Below are 15,943 nucleotides of genomic sequence, written 5' to 3'. Positions count from 1 at the left end.
TAAATTTAAGTCAATCAATTTTTCCTTATGTTGGATAAATCGGTAAAACATATCTATTGCAGACAGAATTCGAGAAGCGCCATGTACCTAAACTTTTAGTTACTTTCTTCAAAAAAAGACAACAGCATTTCCAAATCTTCAGGATAATCATGCTGTATCGCCAATAAATCTTCATACGTTTTCCAAGAAACTTCTTCAATCTCTTCATCTGGATCTGCATAAGAAAGTTCTCCATCAGTGATTTCACATTTAAAATAATAGGTAGTCACGTCATAGTTCTCAACTATTTCTCTTTTAATATGTATGGAATTCGCAACTTCCACTATAAACCCGGTTTCTTCCCAAACTTCTCTTGCACATGCCTGTTCAGGAGTTTCGCCTTTTTCAATTCCGCCTGACGGTACACTCCAGTTCTTAGTGGCTTTTTCTCTTACCATAAGAATTTTATTTTGCACCATTACAATTCCAGCTGCGCCAGTCCATATGATTTTTTCGTTATTCACTTAGCAAAATCCCTTCAACCTGATTTTTACTACGCATTGAGATGATAGTCATAGAATTTAATTCTCCTATGTCCAGCTAGACCTGTAAATAGGTCCCCTTATTGATGAGCGCAGCTATATTGTTCTGCCTGCCCTAAACTCTAACCATCTAATAGATCACAGGACTTTTTCTTTTCTATTTCTTGCTAAGCTCCAAACTGCCCCTGTAAAAAAACAAACCATCATTACCAAAATAAAGGTGAGTGGGTTAAAAAATATGTGGGTGGAAAAAACGTTGAACAAAGCGAATTCCTCTGGATAGCTGGAAGCACCTTTCTCATCAACAATGTACTTGCGAAATTCGAATGCTTTATTATACGTGATAAATGAAGCCGCCAAAATATAAGTTGTGCTGATTAAGATTCCAGCAATAGTCCCCTTGCGGAAAAGCCATCTTTCATTTGCCCGCATGGATAATTCCGCCGTTCCATATAAAAAATATAAAATGAACGGCATTGCTAGCACAGGAATGAACAATGCAGGATTGCCATTGCCTCCCCAATAATCATCATTATTCACTGGCTGCGTTAATAAATTCATACTATAGAAAACGCCAATAGTTATGATTCCACAAATTGCGTATACCAGCATAAGTATTTTATTCACAGAGAACCTCTCCACTTTTTTAGTTTGTATGTGGTTGTATTCTCCATTTTTTAAAAATCTCCTTGTGACAGCTCCTAAATATGTTTTATTCACAAGAAATCTATGGGTCATAAAGCTTTTTCAGTAAACGTTATGCCCTCAAGTTTAATAGTTTCGAGTAACATACCAGAAGCACGGAACAGTAAAATTGCTGGAAAAATAGTAAAAAGAGAAAAAATACCGGCTAATGCCAAAAATACAGTCGCAACTGCAGGATTCACGCCAATAGTAAGAAATCCAATCAAACTAAGAACTACGGCAATGATTAGCATATAGTAAGGAATAACTAGCACATTTTTAGCAATTAGCGTATTGTTACTTGCAAATTCTTCTGCTGAAATGGTGGCTTCTCCTCTGCTCATGTCCTGTTGCACTTTGGAATCGTTTTGAAACATATCGACCCAAAAATCTTGGACCAGTTGATTTCTATCAAGCGAATTCAAGAAAAATCCAGACACAGTCACAATTGCAGCCAGTAAAACAATCGATAATGTAACTAACTTACGGGAAGACTGCAATTTGTTTGATTTGATACTCGTCACTCCTCATTGTTATTTAAGTTTCCCATTTAATCCATTGTAATCAGGGATATCATATAAATAATCAGCCTAAGGATGGTTTTGGACTAAGACCTTAGATGTACTCGGATGCAAAAATACCGGCAACTATACAGCTGTTTCACCTTTAGGTTCAGCATTAGTAAAGTTTTTGTTCTGACAGATCTTTAAACCCCTGTCTCATAACTACAAAATATAAAACCGGCAAAGAAAAGGATTGCTTTTCTTTGCCGGTTTTATACGAGCTGACGGGAATGGAAGCAGCGACTTCTACGAGGTAGCGCAGTGCCGAAATCCACTTGGACGGTTTAGCCGAGTTAGTTCGGTGCAAGCCCGCGGAAAGCGTCCACTGGAATGGACGTCAGCCCCTTTTGGGAGATCTTCTTTCCAACATTCTCCTATTCTAACCAACTATCCAAAAATTCACTTTGGTCTCCTTCAAAATAGTCTTCGAAAAACACTTTAAATTCCTCTGTATCCACCTGCTTGAACTGAAATTCTTTGTAGTAAGCCGAAAGGAATTTGAGCTCCGCCCCGTCTTCATCCAAAAGATCAAAATGCTCTTTCAGCAACATCGGAACCTTGCCGTAAATGGTGGAGTAATAAGACTCGTCTTCAAATCGATCGAGCGGCAAGTTTACGTAGGTTTCTGGCGGATAGTATTCTTCGGCCGTTAAAGCACCCCAAAATCCGTATTCCTCATCATCGTAATAGTCACTAAGGAAAAGCGAACTGCTGAATTCCGTCACTCCTTCATCCAGCCAAGCTTCGTTGAAGGGATCATTTGTCACGATGAAATAAAACCATTGGTGGGCAATTTCATGCACCAGGACGGATTCCTGGGAGGCTGCATCCGCAGCCACTTCGATAATATTCGGATACTCCATGTAACCATCGTTTCCAATAATGTCCAGCTCCCTAAACGGGTTATCGCCAATATTTTCTTCAAAATAGACATAAGCATCTACTGCCAGTTCAGAAGTCTCTTCCAGCATATTCGCTGATCGGGGCGTAAATACCCGAAGATCCGTGCTATTGGCTTGTACTGTTTCAAATTCCCACTCATCGGGATTCATGATAGCCATATAAAAGTCTTTGATGTTTTCCCCATTGACTGTACCGGTCGATGTTGCTTCAATTGGGCCATCTTCAGCTGAACTTGCGACCAAATAATCCTTGGGCAAATCGAAAGTTACGGTAAAGTCTCCATAATCCGTATCATAGGACTCGCCGATTGGATCATAGTCCTCAATGTCCCAATCATCTTGATAATGGCCGAGCATTGGGTACCAATGCGCTAAATAATAATTATCGTCCACTTGAGACAAGCGCATGCCGTTTTGCGGCAAAACCATCGAATACTCAATTGCAACTTTCGCCTTCGATGCCGTTTCCAAATTTGTATCCAGCTCCACCATCAGTTCGTTATTGTCTAAGGTGTAAGCGGCTTCTTGCCCGTCAACAGATACGGCAGAAACTTCCATTTCCAGATCCTCATCTTCGTACAATGGAGTTTCAACCGAATTCATGGCGTTCGGAACTAAGTAAAATCCGATTTCTGACCAGGAATCCGAAGAGCTGTTCGTTACGTCAACTGAAGCAGCCACTTGAAACTCTCCTGCCTCGTTCAATTCGAACTTTATGTCATAAACCGCATTTGTTGCATCTTGCGGCATTTCCGTCACCTGTTGACCGCATTCTTCGCAAAAAACAACATTCCCCAAAACCAAAAAGCTGATAATCCCAATAACTATTACCAGTACAGCTGCCCAAATTTTCAGCTTCATCCTGCATCTCCCGTTTCTGCAATTGGTTTCAAAATTACTTTGAACTATTATTCTTTAGGCCATTCTCATGCATTACTCTTTTTAAATTTTATCATTTGTTTTTCCAGTTGGCTTGTAGATTCTCATAAATAATAAAAAGAGCGGATATAAAATCCGCTCTTTCTTCAACTGCATTGAATTAGTTAATTGGAATTAAGGAAACCAACTTTTATCCATTGCTTTGATTAGCCATTAAAAATGGAGTAAATCAGCAGGCGAATTTTTCAATTTAGCTTATATTAACCGAGTTCTTAATTACAACCTTTAAAGACACTTGTTGTCTCTAATTATTGTAAAAAAAGAGAGGTTTGCCTCATCAAAATTATTTTTGAGCAATCAATACGTACAAAAATTCTGTCGGAAAGAACTTTTCGGTTATGCGCATTCCCGCGTCCGTTATTTCTTTTTCCATTCCTGCTTGTGAAATTCTCGGTGCTTTCTGCATTGGATTTTCTTTGGGTTCCAGCTCAACCACAATCAAATAGCCGTTCACTTTCAAGGCATTCCTAATTCCGATTAATACTTCGGACAAAGGATCGATTTCGTGTAAAACCAGTGAAGCGATTGCTGCATCAATGGATTTGTCGGCTAACGGAAGTTCGGCGCTGCCTCCTTGGATTGGAACGATATTGGTGAGCTGTCCGTCCAGCGCTTTTTGACCAATAATCTCCAGCATGCTTGGATCGATATCCAGTGCATATACTTGGCCCTCCAGCCTTTTCGCTGCGGGAATTGTAAAATAGCCTGTGCCTGCACCAAAGTCTAATAGGTGATCGGTTTTCTTTAAAGGAATTCTATCCAGCAGCTCTTCCGGTGAAAACTCCGCTCTTCTTTTGGCACTCTCCAGGTAAGATGCTTTTCCGTGTTGATGGCGTGCATGGGACTTGCTGCGTTCACCTGTCATTGCATTTCTCCTCTTCTGCTGTTATTTGTAGGTTTTTTGCACTAGCTCACCGTCAAAAATCTTTCCTCAAGCAGTTCTCCATTAACGCCAATTCCAGCCATACTGCCTTCTGCAGCTGCGATGATCAACTGCGACGGTCCGCCCATTAAGGTGTCTCCACAAGCAAAGACGCCAGTGACATTGGTCCGTTGAAAACGATCGGCTTCTATTCCGCCCCGCTCGTTTAACTTACAGCCAAGCAGCGAACCAATAGCAGAAGGCTGTACCCATTGAGACGCAACAAATCCGCCTGTGCGCGAAAGAATTTCTCCGTCTTCGAACTCAATCCCTTCTAAAGCTCCGTTTTTCCCAATCAGTGTCTGAATTTTTTTCTCATTCACTCCGATCCCGTTCATCTCCAAAATCTTCTTTTCATCCTCTGAAAGAATTTGCTTGCCGTTCGTACAAAAAACCAAGTCATCTGTCCAATTGGAAGCCACTTTTGCCATATGAAAAGCACCCGGTATTTCTGCAATGACAGCCAGCGGTTGGTCTCTGAGTTCCCAGCCGTCGCAAAAAGGACAGCTGAACAGGCTGCTTCCATAAAACGCCTCTAGCCGGTCGATGTCCGGAAGAACTTCTTTAAAGCCGGTTGCTAAAATAAGCTTTTTTGCTTTGAAGAGTTCGCCATTCTCTGTCTCAATGCGGAACAGCTCGTGTTCTTTACTTACACGGAATACTCGCTGTCTTTCAATTTTAACGTCTGGATAGTTGGCTAACTCTTCTTGCGCGATTCGCTTTAACTCCTGAGGATTTATGCCATCGCGTGTGATAAATCCATGTGCTTCCGAAGTCACTGCATTGCGCGGTTTATTGTCGTCAAACAAGACGGTTTTCTTTCTTGCCCTCCCGAGAACAAGCGAAGCATTTAATCCCGCTGGCCCTCCGCCAATTACTGCACAGTCCAATATCATGCCATCATCTTCCTTCTATGAAGTTTTAATTGCTTTCCTTGGCCTGCTTTTGCAGCTCCATCTTCTCCACAATATCGATGAGCAGCCTGTTGCTAAGCTCCTCTTTCATATTGTCTTCAGACTCACGCATAACTTTTTCGATCAGGCATCCTTCGTTATGATGGATCGAGCAATTAAACAAATTGCTTTCTCCTTCAATCGCAATGATGACATCTAAAAACGAAATTTCTTTTGGAGATTTAGAGATTTTATAGCCGCCTTTTGCGCCGGGCGTCGATTCGATCAAACCTGCCTTCGTAAGCTTAGTCAATATCTTTGACAGATAGGTCGGCGATAGCTTTTGGAATTCTGCCAAGTCCTGAACACCAACGGTACTGGCTTTTGGCAGCCAAATTAAATACACCATTGTATGCAAAGCATAGTTTGTAGCATTTGAATATTTCATAATGCCCTCCTTTCTAGTTCAAAGATATTAAAGATTCTTGTTGTCTCTAATAAGAAAAATATATCATTTAACTAATAAGTAGTCAAGCCGTTGATTTCAAATTGATTCTATCTGCTTAGCTTTTTAACAACATGTCCATAATAAAAACCACTGATTTCTTTGTACAGAAACCAGTGGTTTGTTTATTTATTATTCCCCGCGGGGTGCTTTGGGCGGTTGGCAGACGTCACATTTACGTTGGTTTTTCGTGTTGAATTTTGTAAATGTTTTTTCGAAGTTATTGCCGCATGCGCATTTAAACAGCAGCTTTTGAGAGAAACCGTGGTATTCCGTCGACAACAATTTGCTGTCTGAGTTTTTCTCGACAAATGCTCTAATTTCTTTAAAGGTCCATCGTTTGTTCATATTGTTACACCTCCATATTCTATTGCTAAGCGGAGGCTTTTGGCATCCGGTCAATTTCAGGCAAAATCTCAAGTGCCCTAAGTTCTTAATTATAGCACGGGTTGACTCTTTTATAGAAAACTAAATATTTTCTTGGACCATTTTCATCAACATGCAATGTTTCAAGGTTGATACTAATATAGATCCCCCCTCTTTTTTGCATTCATATATTAACACCTTACGTATTTCCGTTTGAAACCAAGCTTGCCCCTATCCAGTTCTTTTTGAATGCTTTCATGGGCATTCAAAAAACTGCTTTTTTTATTGTCACGCTTCATCTCTACAGTGCCAATTTCTTTGGATGTTTCCAACGCTTTTTCACTGAGCGGCACAAAAGAAATTCCTACGGTGTAAAGAAAGTTGTTCATAGCAGACTTTGTTCGTTCCGGTGAATTGTGAATTGTCCTTTTCACTGTATCAAGCATTGAGGAAATTTTGTCCTCCGAAAACTCAGTGTCTGGACGATTTCCCAACAGCCAGCAATAACAGCTCCAACCGGCGGACATCTTCAGCTCCTGGCCGCTCGCAATCCAGTTGTCTGCTACTTCCTGCGCAATATCTGATTCCGATAAAGTTACCGCTACCACATAATCCGACAACATGTAAAAGTACGCCGCATCCACCCAGCGATCGAAATCGGATGCTGTCATGGCCTTCGGATCTGCAATGATGCCTGCAAAGTACATCGCATCATAGTTGCCTGTGGCATAAAGTGCTTCAGCCAACTCCTGGTCTATTTTAATGTTCTTCGCAACTGGCTTCATAGCCCCTGTCCCCACCCCGAATAACGGTTCATGCGCGCCATTTGAAATATACATCTTTTTTGTCCGTTCCTTGCCCAAGCCTTCGAGTTCCTGCATAGCGAGTTTTAAATCCATTTTTGCTGCACCCTCCCTTACAAAGAACAGTGGCTTACATAAAACTCCACTTATATTCCGTATTCTCTCTATAGTTTATTCCTATCAACAAAGTGAATAAGACGTTCAAAAACTTTATCTGCTATTTTAGTTTACACTATTGGATCTGTTTCAAGAGACGGTGCATGAAAAAGGAAGATGCTAAATAATGGCATCTTCCTCTTTTTAGAATCTTATAGAGTGTAGCGAAAACTTACAAAATTGGAGAAACCATCTTCGCAACATCCTGTTTCACCTTTTCTATCCATGACTGCTCTTCAAAAGTCTCTTTTGTCAATTGGACGGATAGCTTTTTGTCTTGGTAAAAGAGATCCGCCATTTCCGATGCCGACTGCGCATTGTAGACAAAAGCGTTCAGCTCAAAATTCAATGCAAAGCTTCGGATATCCATATTGGCCGACCCGACAGAATAAGCTTTTCGGTCCACAACCAGTGTTTTGGCATGCAGAAATCCATTTTTGTAGCTATATACTTTGACGCCATCTTCCAGCAATTCGCGGACATATGACAGGGTAGCTGAATGGACGAAGATATGGTCCGCCAAATGGGGGATCATGATTTGAACATCTACGCCTCCAAGTGATGCTGTCCGCAGCGCATCCATAATAGACTTATCCGGAATAAAATAGGGAGTTTGGAGGTAAATAGAGTCACAGGCGTGATGGATCATTTTCAAGTAGCCGTTCTTAATGTCTTCATAGATTTCCAAAGGACCGCTTGCGACAATCTGCATTGCAATCCCTTCTTTATGGTCAACTCTCGGAAAATAACTTTCTGCATATCCCATTGGATCTTTTTTAGCCGCCTGATTCCAGTCGATGAAGAAGCGGTTTTGGAGCGAATGGACCGCTTCTCCTGTTATCCGAAGATGCGTATCACGCCAATAGCCGAATTCCTTTTTTTCCCCCACATATTCATCACCCACGTTAAACCCGCCAATATAGCCAATCGAACCATCGACAACGACCAGTTTCCGGTGGTTTCGGTGGTTCAGCCTTGGATTTATACGGGAAAACATTGCTGGCAGAAAAGCCGCTGTTTTTCCGCCGGATGCCTCAAATTCATCAAAAAAGCGTTTTGGCAGACTGCTGGATCCCAAATCATCATACAGAACGTTTACTTTTACACCTTGCTGCACTTTCTCAGTGAGCAGCGAAACCAATCTGCGCCCAAGACCATCATTATTCAGGATAAAATACTGCAGGTGCACATGGTCTTTTGCGTTTCGAATGTCTTCAAACAAAGCATCAAACTTTCTTGTCCCATCGTTAAAGATTTTTATGTCAGTAGCCGTCGACAGTGGTGCATCGGTTCTTGCCACATTCATTTGGATCAGATCCAGCCAGCCATTCGCAATCTTGGAAATTGGCTGAAAGCTGCCGGTTTTCATGTCTTCTAATTGTCGAGCCATATTTCCCTGAAAATCTTTATTTTCATAGGCAACCGGCCAATTCAAACGCTTTTGCCTTAATGACCTTCCAAATAATAAATACAGGATAAAGCCAGCAATCGGGACAAAAAACAGGATTAAGATCCAAGCCCACGCTGAAGATGCCGTTTTGCGTTCAAAAAACAAAATGAAAAACGCCAATACTAGGTTTAAAATTATAAAAATGTTGCTCAATATGCTTAACCAATCGAATAAAATCTTAACTCCTCCTTGAACTCTTTCTGATCTGCATTAATCGACTAGAGCTTTGTTCATTCTATACTCCAAGCAGAAGTGAATACAAGGAATGCTCCAAACGGTCGAAGAAAAAAAAGGTGTCCAGTCCGTATCGTTCCTTGTTTAGCTTTTATGGATTCCCGCTACGCTGGGGAGTTTTTCAGCTTAAAGTAATAAAATACTTGGAGCGGCGGCAAAAAAAGCAGCGGCAATAAATAACTATCCATTTCCATAAAGATGAGCGCCATAAAAATGGGAAAGAATACTATGTAACTGATTAATATTACATTATGCGATTTTTTTACCAAGCCATAAGCCAATAATAAGAGCGAAGGAATAATGAGAAAAAACGGCAAATAGCCGGCCAATAATGGGCTGGATTCATTTAATAAGTTCATAAGCTTTTCTCCTTTCATTCTGTTTATAAAGATAGCAGAAGAATATACTGATTCTATATTCACCATACTTTTTACCTACATAAATTCTACTACCCTTCCATCAAATTTAAGAAACCAAATAATCTAATCAGATTTGAAGAAACTACGTTCAAAAATCTCTGATTGTTTCTCAAATATCCTTAAGATGAGTTATAGTCAGTTTTGGCCAATGCGCTTTCCACTCTTTGTTTTCTATTCGCTTGTGGTATGCTTGCATGCGGTTTTGGGTCAGCATAAAAAAGGGCGTTGGCCTTACTTCCAAACCGATCAGATCTTCGATTCCATGAGGAGCAGATAAAACCAGTTTATGCTGCTGATCTAATTTCACACCCAGTGCTGTGGCCGTTTCCGGAAATTTGGTCATTGCATCAACCGATGAAGTATATGGGGCTACATGGTTCCTCAAATGCATTCTTGCTTGATTCTTCACCGACCAGGGAATACCGGAAGTTAGGTTATTTAGCATTTCTTCAAATCTTTTCTCTTCTTCTTCAAGCATATTGTCTGGGTTAAAGTAAATGACGTCAATATCTTGCAGTCTCGTTCTATGTGTAAAATCATGAAGCGTATCCCAAATCTTAGACCGGACAAACCCTGCACAAATCCACCAGTCAGGCAGGTCCAATAACTTTACCGCTTCAAGCAATTCCATCATCCCTTCGTCTTGTTGGATGAGTTCTATAATGTCGTTTTCGCTCCTCAGCACCTGCCATTCACCTCCATTTTAGCCATCACTAGTAAAGGCTCACTTTAAACGAATAGCTTCGGCCAAAATCTCTTCATAAATCTTATTCCAATCATGATGGTAACTTCCAGCTCTATTCAGTGGCACCATAATTCTTTGCGACGATTCATGTTCTGCTTTAAAGGCATGGAATTTCTCTATATCCATTTTGTAAAATGCTTGATACCCGATCAATGGATATTTTCCATTTTCATTCCATATTAAATTTTCAGTCTGGTCAACCATAATACATCCTATATGCTGACAATTTCCAGACACGTATCCTTCCTCCATCGCTTCCCTATGTAAACTTTCTTCCGGGCTTTCATTCTCTTCGATATGCCCTCCCGGAAAATCCCAACCTCGATGCTTTAAATTTACCAAGAGCAGCTGATCTTTATAGAAACAAAAGCTATGCACACTGGTCACCAGCCTAACATCAGGCATTCCGCCATTTGCTAGCCATGTCAATTTAACGTTCGCTTCTCCCCATTTCACATGCAACCTAGTCATTTAACTTGTCTCCTTCTGCTCCATAAGTTGAACTAATGCATTTGGTCTGTTAATAATCCACACACCTGCTTCTCCTTCAAGTCATATAGCAAATTAAATATTAATGGAGCAGCTTAATTCGAATAGCCAAAGCACCATATTCTTTTTCTTGTTCCTGTGAGTAGACATCGTAAGTTTCTTTTATCATTGCTTCCATTTTCCAACCTGCACAGCCCAAATCTGTAAATGATATATGTTCATACATCGATTGGAAATGAGAATATACTGTTAGCCTTGTAACTTCCACCTGAATCACTTCGTTTCGTTCGGGAAGTTTACTAAACTTAATGATTTCTCCGACTTTTATATTTCTTCTCTTTTCGTCGTTTAGCCTTACTTCAACTTTTTTCTTACCAGCCTTTATTAATTCAAAGTATTCGCTGTACAAACCCATCTCATGTTTCATAAAATCCTCCAATTTACATATTCACGAACTTACCTAAATGATTGATTGATCTCATTTTAAACACATACCAGATTTTTTTATTTACTAAAATCAAATAAAGCTTCTACCCGCAGACTATTTAACAGCCACAATCAAAAAGCGTTTCGAGTTTGTACAAATGCCTCTTGCAGTTTGGTTGTTTTCAACAACAGCATCCCAAAACTCTAAATCCTTTTTATCCTGACCGAAATTAGGAATAATTGGAGTATGTCGAAGCAGGAACAGGAGATCTTCTGGTCTTTCATAATACTCCAGAACGTTGGAATCATAGCTCTGGACTTTGGAAAAGCCGGCATCTTTTAAATCCGTCCGGTACTTTTCTTTTAACGTTCCATCGGTCTCAGTAAAAGATTGGCCACGGCCGAATATGTTTTTGATATTCTGTTTATCGCCTTCGCTCACTTGCTGAGTTAAGAAAACCCCACCTTTTTTCAGCACCTTAGCCACTTCAAAAGAATCAAATGGTGCGTGTCGGCTAGTAACGATGTTAAAAGAGTCTTCAGGAAACCGTAAATCTTTGGAGAACATTTGAATAAACCTTACATTATCTTGTCTAGACCTTTTCAAGTTATCTTTTGCTGACTCAATCATTGCCCCTGATAAATCAATTCCGATTGCCCTCTCTACTGAATGAGCAATTTCCAAAAGATTTTCTCCTCCGCCTGTTCCAATATCCAATAGAGAATCCCTTTTGTTGCACCGGTTAATTACCTCATTATTAAAATCCCAATCCGCTTGATCAGCTGAGACTCGTAAATGACTAAAATTCCAACCGTTTACTTTTCCAATGGCTTCATAAAATTTTTGATATTCGAAGTCTTTCATCAATCTACCACCTCGTATGGGATGTTCACAGTTTTATGATAAGATACTTTCAGTATATTCAATGATATTTAGAATGTATATCCAGTTTTTTACAAAAAATAGACTAAAAAAGATATTATTAATAATACGAAGATACGATCAAACAATAAACTGTTCATAATACCTGTCTGTAATTTCAAGGACACAGAATTTCAGGGCTGGCAATTGAAATAATGGAGCAGTTAGTTTAACCGGTTCAATATCGATTGCCTGCGCCACAGTTCAACAAGAGCGGAGTGTTTATTATGAAAGATATTCTTGGAGGAATTCTTGTTTTTCTCTCTTTTTCAGGGTTCATTCTGATAGAGAATGTATTTACGATTCAGCCTAGTGTAACTTCTGGTAATGGAAATTTGGGACTCCTAGTTATAATATGCTTATCACCTATTTTTATTGGAAGTTATCTTTACACATTTAAAAGAACAAGAGAACTAATTTCCAAAGAGCAAAATAAGATGATAAGCATACTGGTAATATCTTTTTCTCTTTTATTAGGCGGATTCATGGTATTTTTAATCATAAATTACAGAAGTGATTTGATTGTTGCATTGGGCGGGACACCTTCTAATCCAGACTCTCGAATTTTTCGATACGGTTGGTTGAATCAATACACAAATAGTATTTATTTTAATGCCTATACTTTTATATTGACCCACTCATTAGCATTTGCTATTGGCATTATTAGCATGTTGACTTCTAAGTCAATTAATCAGTAATATGCTTACACTCAGAGTTTGATGGAAGGATTCTTCTCCAAATCAATTTGTTGGGACATCCCTTTATAACATGGGCTTTCCAATAGAAAATCCTTCAAACAGTCTTCCGCCATGCGGCTGTAATACTTCATCTACTAATTGAATTACTTTATTTTTATCTCCAGTTTTATAGAACGTATCAAACGCATCAACAAAATGGTTAGCCAATTCCATATCATATTTCTTTAATGCACGCAGGATCCATTTAGAACTGCCAATCCAGCTATTGTTTGTTCGTAACACAAATTCACCTGTTGCTTCAGCCAAGGATCCTGCTACAAAAATTGCTTCCGCTCGATTAGTGCATCCAATAAAGTCATCTAGCGTATCTGTAAGAAAATATCGTTTTAACGAGATTGTTTCGTTCGTCCATTCTTTAGGTCCTCTGGCTAACAACTCTTCCGCTTCATTTCTTATAGAAGCAATTGTTGCCTCGCCTCTTAAAATAATGCCTTCAGCCACCATTCTGGGCAGTGATGGCCTGGCTCTTTCACAGTCGTTAAAAAAATAAGCTTTGTAACTGCTCCAATTATGGACGAATACTTCGATTGGCCAACCGAAATCAATAAAAGATTCTCTATAAGGAGCGAATAACTTCCCATCGAATATCACAATGTCGAGATCAGACGTTTCAGTTTCCTCTCCCCGAATGACACTTCCGGCCAATATAGCTCCATCACAATCTGGAAAGTTTTTTTGAATAAAACTTTTCGCTGCATCGATTGCAGGTAGTTTCTTTCCCATCATTTTTTTGCACCTTTCCTTCCTGTTTTATTAATCCATTATTATAAATTTCGATAGCTTTCGTATTTTTTGCCCATAACTTTTCAAACATCAAACTTTTAACTTAAGTTTATCACTAAAAACAGACATAAAATGAGCTTTAGAATACACTAATTGCGTTCGTACCAATTGGCTTTTCTAAGGTATGTATGCAGCAATCCCATTTTCTAGAAAGTCAGTATCTACTATGTTTGATCTATTCTTTAGTCCAAGCTCAAATGCAAGGAATTGCTGTTTCAGAGGGATTATCTTTTGAGTTTTTCTCTGTCAAATTTGAAATACTTAACATTTATCACAAAACCCTATATAATAATAGGTTATAACTAGAGATATTTCGAAAATTGAACTAATAGCTTAAGGATGATTGAAAAGCTAGAAAAATCGGGTTATAGATTGCAATATTCATTTAGATTTAAAGTGTTGGCTGAGGGTAAACTACTCGCCTCCTTTGGAAGGAAAAAAAGTATAGCACAGCTCTCTGCTGGCAGCCATTGAGGAGGAAGCAAAATGCAAGAAAAAATGCGAAGATCCACTCACGATTCATTAAAAGCAGTTTCTTATAAACTGTTTCAGGTGATCAGCGAAGAACTGGGTGTAAATACAGCGTATGTGACACAAAGAGAACCAAAAGCGATGAAAGTAATCAGTTCGTTCAATAAAGATCATTATATTATTCCTGAAGGATATGAAGTGGATTACGATGGAACTTACTGCCGATTGATTCTTCAGAGCGAAAATGAATCGATGCACACCAACAATTTGGGTTCTTTCAATTTAACAAAAGGACTCGAAGTAACTGAACAGCTGGAGGTTAAGGGGTTTCTCGGAGTGACGCTTCGCGACTTCTACGGGACTGTATTTGGGACATTGTGTGTAATGGATAAAGAAGAAAAGCAGTTTACCGAAAAGAACATTCATTTTCTGAAGCAAATGGCCGAAGTGCTATCCTATATTATTCATTTGGATAACACTATGGCGGATATCGAGTTGGTGAATGTGCCAATCATTCCTATCAAAAAAGGACTCGCCATTCTGTCTTTGCAAGGCAACATCAACGAGGAACGTTCCAAAAAAATTATGGAAGATACTTTGCAGTATGCAGCTGTAAAAAGTGTCTATTCTTTTATCATTGATTTGTCACAGCTTGTCCTTTTGGAAAACCGCTTTCCGGATGTCTTGAAAAACTTGGTATTGGGCCTGAATATTATGGGCATTCAGGTCATGATGACCGGATTGCCGCCTTGGCTCGTTAAAATGGAGGAAGTTCGCGAGCATTTGATGGATCTTAACACTGAGTATGTTACAGATATTGAATCGGCCCTGAACAAAATTGGCTATAATCTTCAAAAATAACAATTGCCACCCTGCTAAAACACCAGGTTGAATCTTGACTGTCTTTTCAACAATTTTCTCACACATTTACTACAAGAAAGGCAAATGCGCAGGCTTGCGCATTTGCCTTTTTTCGTGGGTCATTCATATCAAAATCAAAGAATCTTGCATTAAACCGCATCAATACTTTTCGGTTAGCCATACTTCCGCTATTTAAACTACCCCGCTGCACCAGCCGCGATTTTTTCAAGCAACTCATCCAGAGTGCCGTAACATTTTTGAACTTCCGGCAAGTGGTAAAAAGTGCTGGTTGCTTCTGGATTGTTAATCGCACCATCCTGCGAATAGAGAAAAATCTTTTTGCCCAGTCCTAACGCCATGCCAAATTCGATGTGTGTGCCATTTCCTCCCGGCAACAAAATCACAACAAAATCCGACTCCTTCACGGCATTCTTCTCGTGTTGTCCGATGTTCATCAAGTCATCCAGTGTCAATTTCTGATTTTTTCCTGAACCGGTATTTTGTGTCCAATCATATGTATGGAGATATCCTTTTGCGGTTAACTGATTGGTAACATACACAACCGATTCAATATTCCTAAAACTTGAAGCCACATAAAACTTTTTCACACTTTCACAACCTTTCCAAATAGCCATTACCTGGGGACGGCTCTTCTTCCTTCACATGCTGAAACACTTTCTTCTCTTCCCATTGCCAACTTCTTAGCTGCCAATAAATAATTTTTTGGCGATCGCTGCGCCGCAAATATCCTTTGTATGCAGGGCAAACCGCTTTCTTATTTTCACTTTAACACATACAGCTGTTTTGAAATTTTTAATAGATAGTAAGAAACGGCTTAGCATGAATCTGTTCATAGTTTTAATATTCAGAAGCGGCATTAAGCACTTTTTCCCCTGATGCTCCTTTCTGCCGTTTTTTATTGCACAGTTATCTTCCTATATATGATACGAGGGCCGGTTGACATGTTTTGACGGCCCATACAAAGGCCGGTGAGAATGGAATTTTGCCTCTTACTTCAAAACATACTAGCAAACTCCAATTAAATATCACGAAATCTTCCTACAGATATTAGACAAAACAAAAATTAAATTACATGTATTAGAAACAAATGCAGTTACACAAAATATAGGA

General features: G+C 39.5%; 19 protein-coding genes. 2 read left to right on the top strand and 17 right to left on the bottom strand.

The features are described from left to right. Nucleotides 1-95: 95 nt before the first annotated feature. From GJB59_RS18275 to GJB59_RS18205, 15 genes are all read right to left on the bottom strand, one after another. Nucleotides 96-503, bottom strand: a complete 408-nt coding sequence (locus tag GJB59_RS18275) for an NUDIX hydrolase (protein ID WP_244946827.1) — start codon at nt 501-503, stop codon at nt 96-98. Nucleotides 504-659: 156 nt separating this feature from the next. Beyond that, nucleotides 660-1,148 carry a hypothetical protein gene (locus tag GJB59_RS18270; protein ID WP_142826388.1) on the bottom strand — a complete coding sequence of 163 codons (489 nt, stop codon included), beginning with the start codon at nt 1,146-1,148 and terminating at the stop codon, nt 660-662. A 107-nt stretch (nt 1,149-1,255) separates the two neighbouring features. Next, the gene (locus GJB59_RS18265; RefSeq protein WP_142826389.1) at nt 1,256-1,729 is read right to left on the bottom strand and encodes a hypothetical protein; all 474 of its coding nucleotides are present in this window, start codon (nt 1,727-1,729) and stop codon (nt 1,256-1,258) included. A gap of 413 nt (nt 1,730-2,142) precedes the next feature. Further along, a complete protein-coding gene (locus GJB59_RS18260; RefSeq protein ID WP_142826390.1) occupies nt 2,143-3,531 on the bottom strand; it encodes a M1 family metallopeptidase in 1,389 nt (462 codons plus the stop codon). A 361-nt stretch (nt 3,532-3,892) separates the two neighbouring features. Continuing rightward, on the bottom strand, nt 3,893-4,474 hold the full coding sequence (locus GJB59_RS18255) for a class I SAM-dependent methyltransferase (protein WP_142826391.1): 582 nt from the start codon (nt 4,472-4,474) through the stop codon (nt 3,893-3,895). A 41-nt stretch (nt 4,475-4,515) separates the two neighbouring features. Next, on the bottom strand, nt 4,516-5,427 hold the full coding sequence (locus GJB59_RS18250) for an NAD(P)/FAD-dependent oxidoreductase (protein ID WP_142826392.1): 912 nt from the start codon (nt 5,425-5,427) through the stop codon (nt 4,516-4,518). Nucleotides 5,428-5,452: 25 nt separating this feature from the next. Next, nucleotides 5,453-5,872 (bottom strand): Rrf2 family transcriptional regulator, encoded by a 420-nt coding sequence (locus tag GJB59_RS18245; protein WP_142826393.1) that lies wholly within the window; start codon nt 5,870-5,872, stop codon nt 5,453-5,455. 189 nt (nt 5,873-6,061) lie between these two features. Further along, complete coding sequence (locus tag GJB59_RS18240) at nt 6,062-6,277, bottom strand: hypothetical protein (protein WP_142826394.1); 216 nt, start codon at nt 6,275-6,277, stop codon at nt 6,062-6,064. A gap of 209 nt (nt 6,278-6,486) precedes the next feature. After that, entirely contained in the window at nt 6,487-7,194 is a 708-nt protein-coding gene (locus GJB59_RS18235) for a DNA alkylation repair protein (protein ID WP_142826395.1), read from the bottom strand. Between the two features lie 232 nt (nt 7,195-7,426). Next, nucleotides 7,427-8,857: a cardiolipin synthase gene (cls, locus tag GJB59_RS18230; RefSeq protein WP_236015733.1), complete on the bottom strand. Its 1,431-nt coding sequence runs from the start codon at nt 8,855-8,857 to the stop codon at nt 7,427-7,429. Nucleotides 8,858-9,042: 185 nt separating this feature from the next. Continuing rightward, nucleotides 9,043-9,297: a hypothetical protein gene (locus GJB59_RS18225; protein WP_142826397.1), complete on the bottom strand. Its 255-nt coding sequence runs from the start codon at nt 9,295-9,297 to the stop codon at nt 9,043-9,045. Nucleotides 9,298-9,466: 169 nt separating this feature from the next. Further along, nucleotides 9,467-9,988 carry a nucleotidyltransferase family protein gene (locus tag GJB59_RS18220; RefSeq protein ID WP_236015732.1) on the bottom strand — a complete coding sequence of 174 codons (522 nt, stop codon included), beginning with the start codon at nt 9,986-9,988 and terminating at the stop codon, nt 9,467-9,469. Nucleotides 9,989-10,081: 93 nt separating this feature from the next. After that, complete coding sequence (locus tag GJB59_RS18215) at nt 10,082-10,573, bottom strand: NUDIX domain-containing protein (protein ID WP_142826398.1); 492 nt, start codon at nt 10,571-10,573, stop codon at nt 10,082-10,084. Nucleotides 10,574-10,673: 100 nt separating this feature from the next. After that, entirely contained in the window at nt 10,674-11,018 is a 345-nt protein-coding gene (locus GJB59_RS18210; RefSeq protein ID WP_142826399.1) for an ASCH domain-containing protein, read from the bottom strand. Nucleotides 11,019-11,132: 114 nt separating this feature from the next. Then, nucleotides 11,133-11,882 (bottom strand): class I SAM-dependent methyltransferase, encoded by a 750-nt coding sequence (locus GJB59_RS18205; protein ID WP_142826400.1) that lies wholly within the window; start codon nt 11,880-11,882, stop codon nt 11,133-11,135. Between the two features lie 284 nt (nt 11,883-12,166). Between GJB59_RS18205 and GJB59_RS18200 the strand changes: the two genes are divergently transcribed. Further along, nucleotides 12,167-12,637: a hypothetical protein gene (locus tag GJB59_RS18200; RefSeq protein ID WP_236015731.1), complete on the top strand. Its 471-nt coding sequence runs from the start codon at nt 12,167-12,169 to the stop codon at nt 12,635-12,637. A 63-nt stretch (nt 12,638-12,700) separates the two neighbouring features. On the opposite strand, the gene GJB59_RS18195 is transcribed toward GJB59_RS18200, so the two are convergent. Then, the gene (locus GJB59_RS18195) at nt 12,701-13,420 is read right to left on the bottom strand and encodes a nucleotidyltransferase domain-containing protein (RefSeq protein ID WP_142826668.1); all 720 of its coding nucleotides are present in this window, start codon (nt 13,418-13,420) and stop codon (nt 12,701-12,703) included. Nucleotides 13,421-13,966: 546 nt separating this feature from the next. On the opposite strand from GJB59_RS18195, the gene GJB59_RS18190 reads away from it, so the two are divergent. After that, complete coding sequence (locus tag GJB59_RS18190; RefSeq protein ID WP_142826401.1) at nt 13,967-14,812, top strand: GAF domain-containing protein; 846 nt, start codon at nt 13,967-13,969, stop codon at nt 14,810-14,812. Nucleotides 14,813-15,009: 197 nt separating this feature from the next. Here GJB59_RS18190 and GJB59_RS18185 read toward each other — a convergent pair whose 3' ends face one another. After that, complete coding sequence (locus GJB59_RS18185; protein ID WP_244946828.1) at nt 15,010-15,420, bottom strand: TIR domain-containing protein; 411 nt, start codon at nt 15,418-15,420, stop codon at nt 15,010-15,012. Between the last annotated feature and the right edge of the window lie 523 nt (nt 15,421-15,943).

This window comes from Planococcus soli, assembly GCF_016881065.1.
Classification (GTDB): Bacteria; Bacillota; Bacilli; order Bacillales_A; family Planococcaceae; genus Planococcus; species Planococcus soli.
Note: the sequence above shows the minus strand (reverse complement) of the source record. Positions and strands in the feature narration are given on the sequence as shown.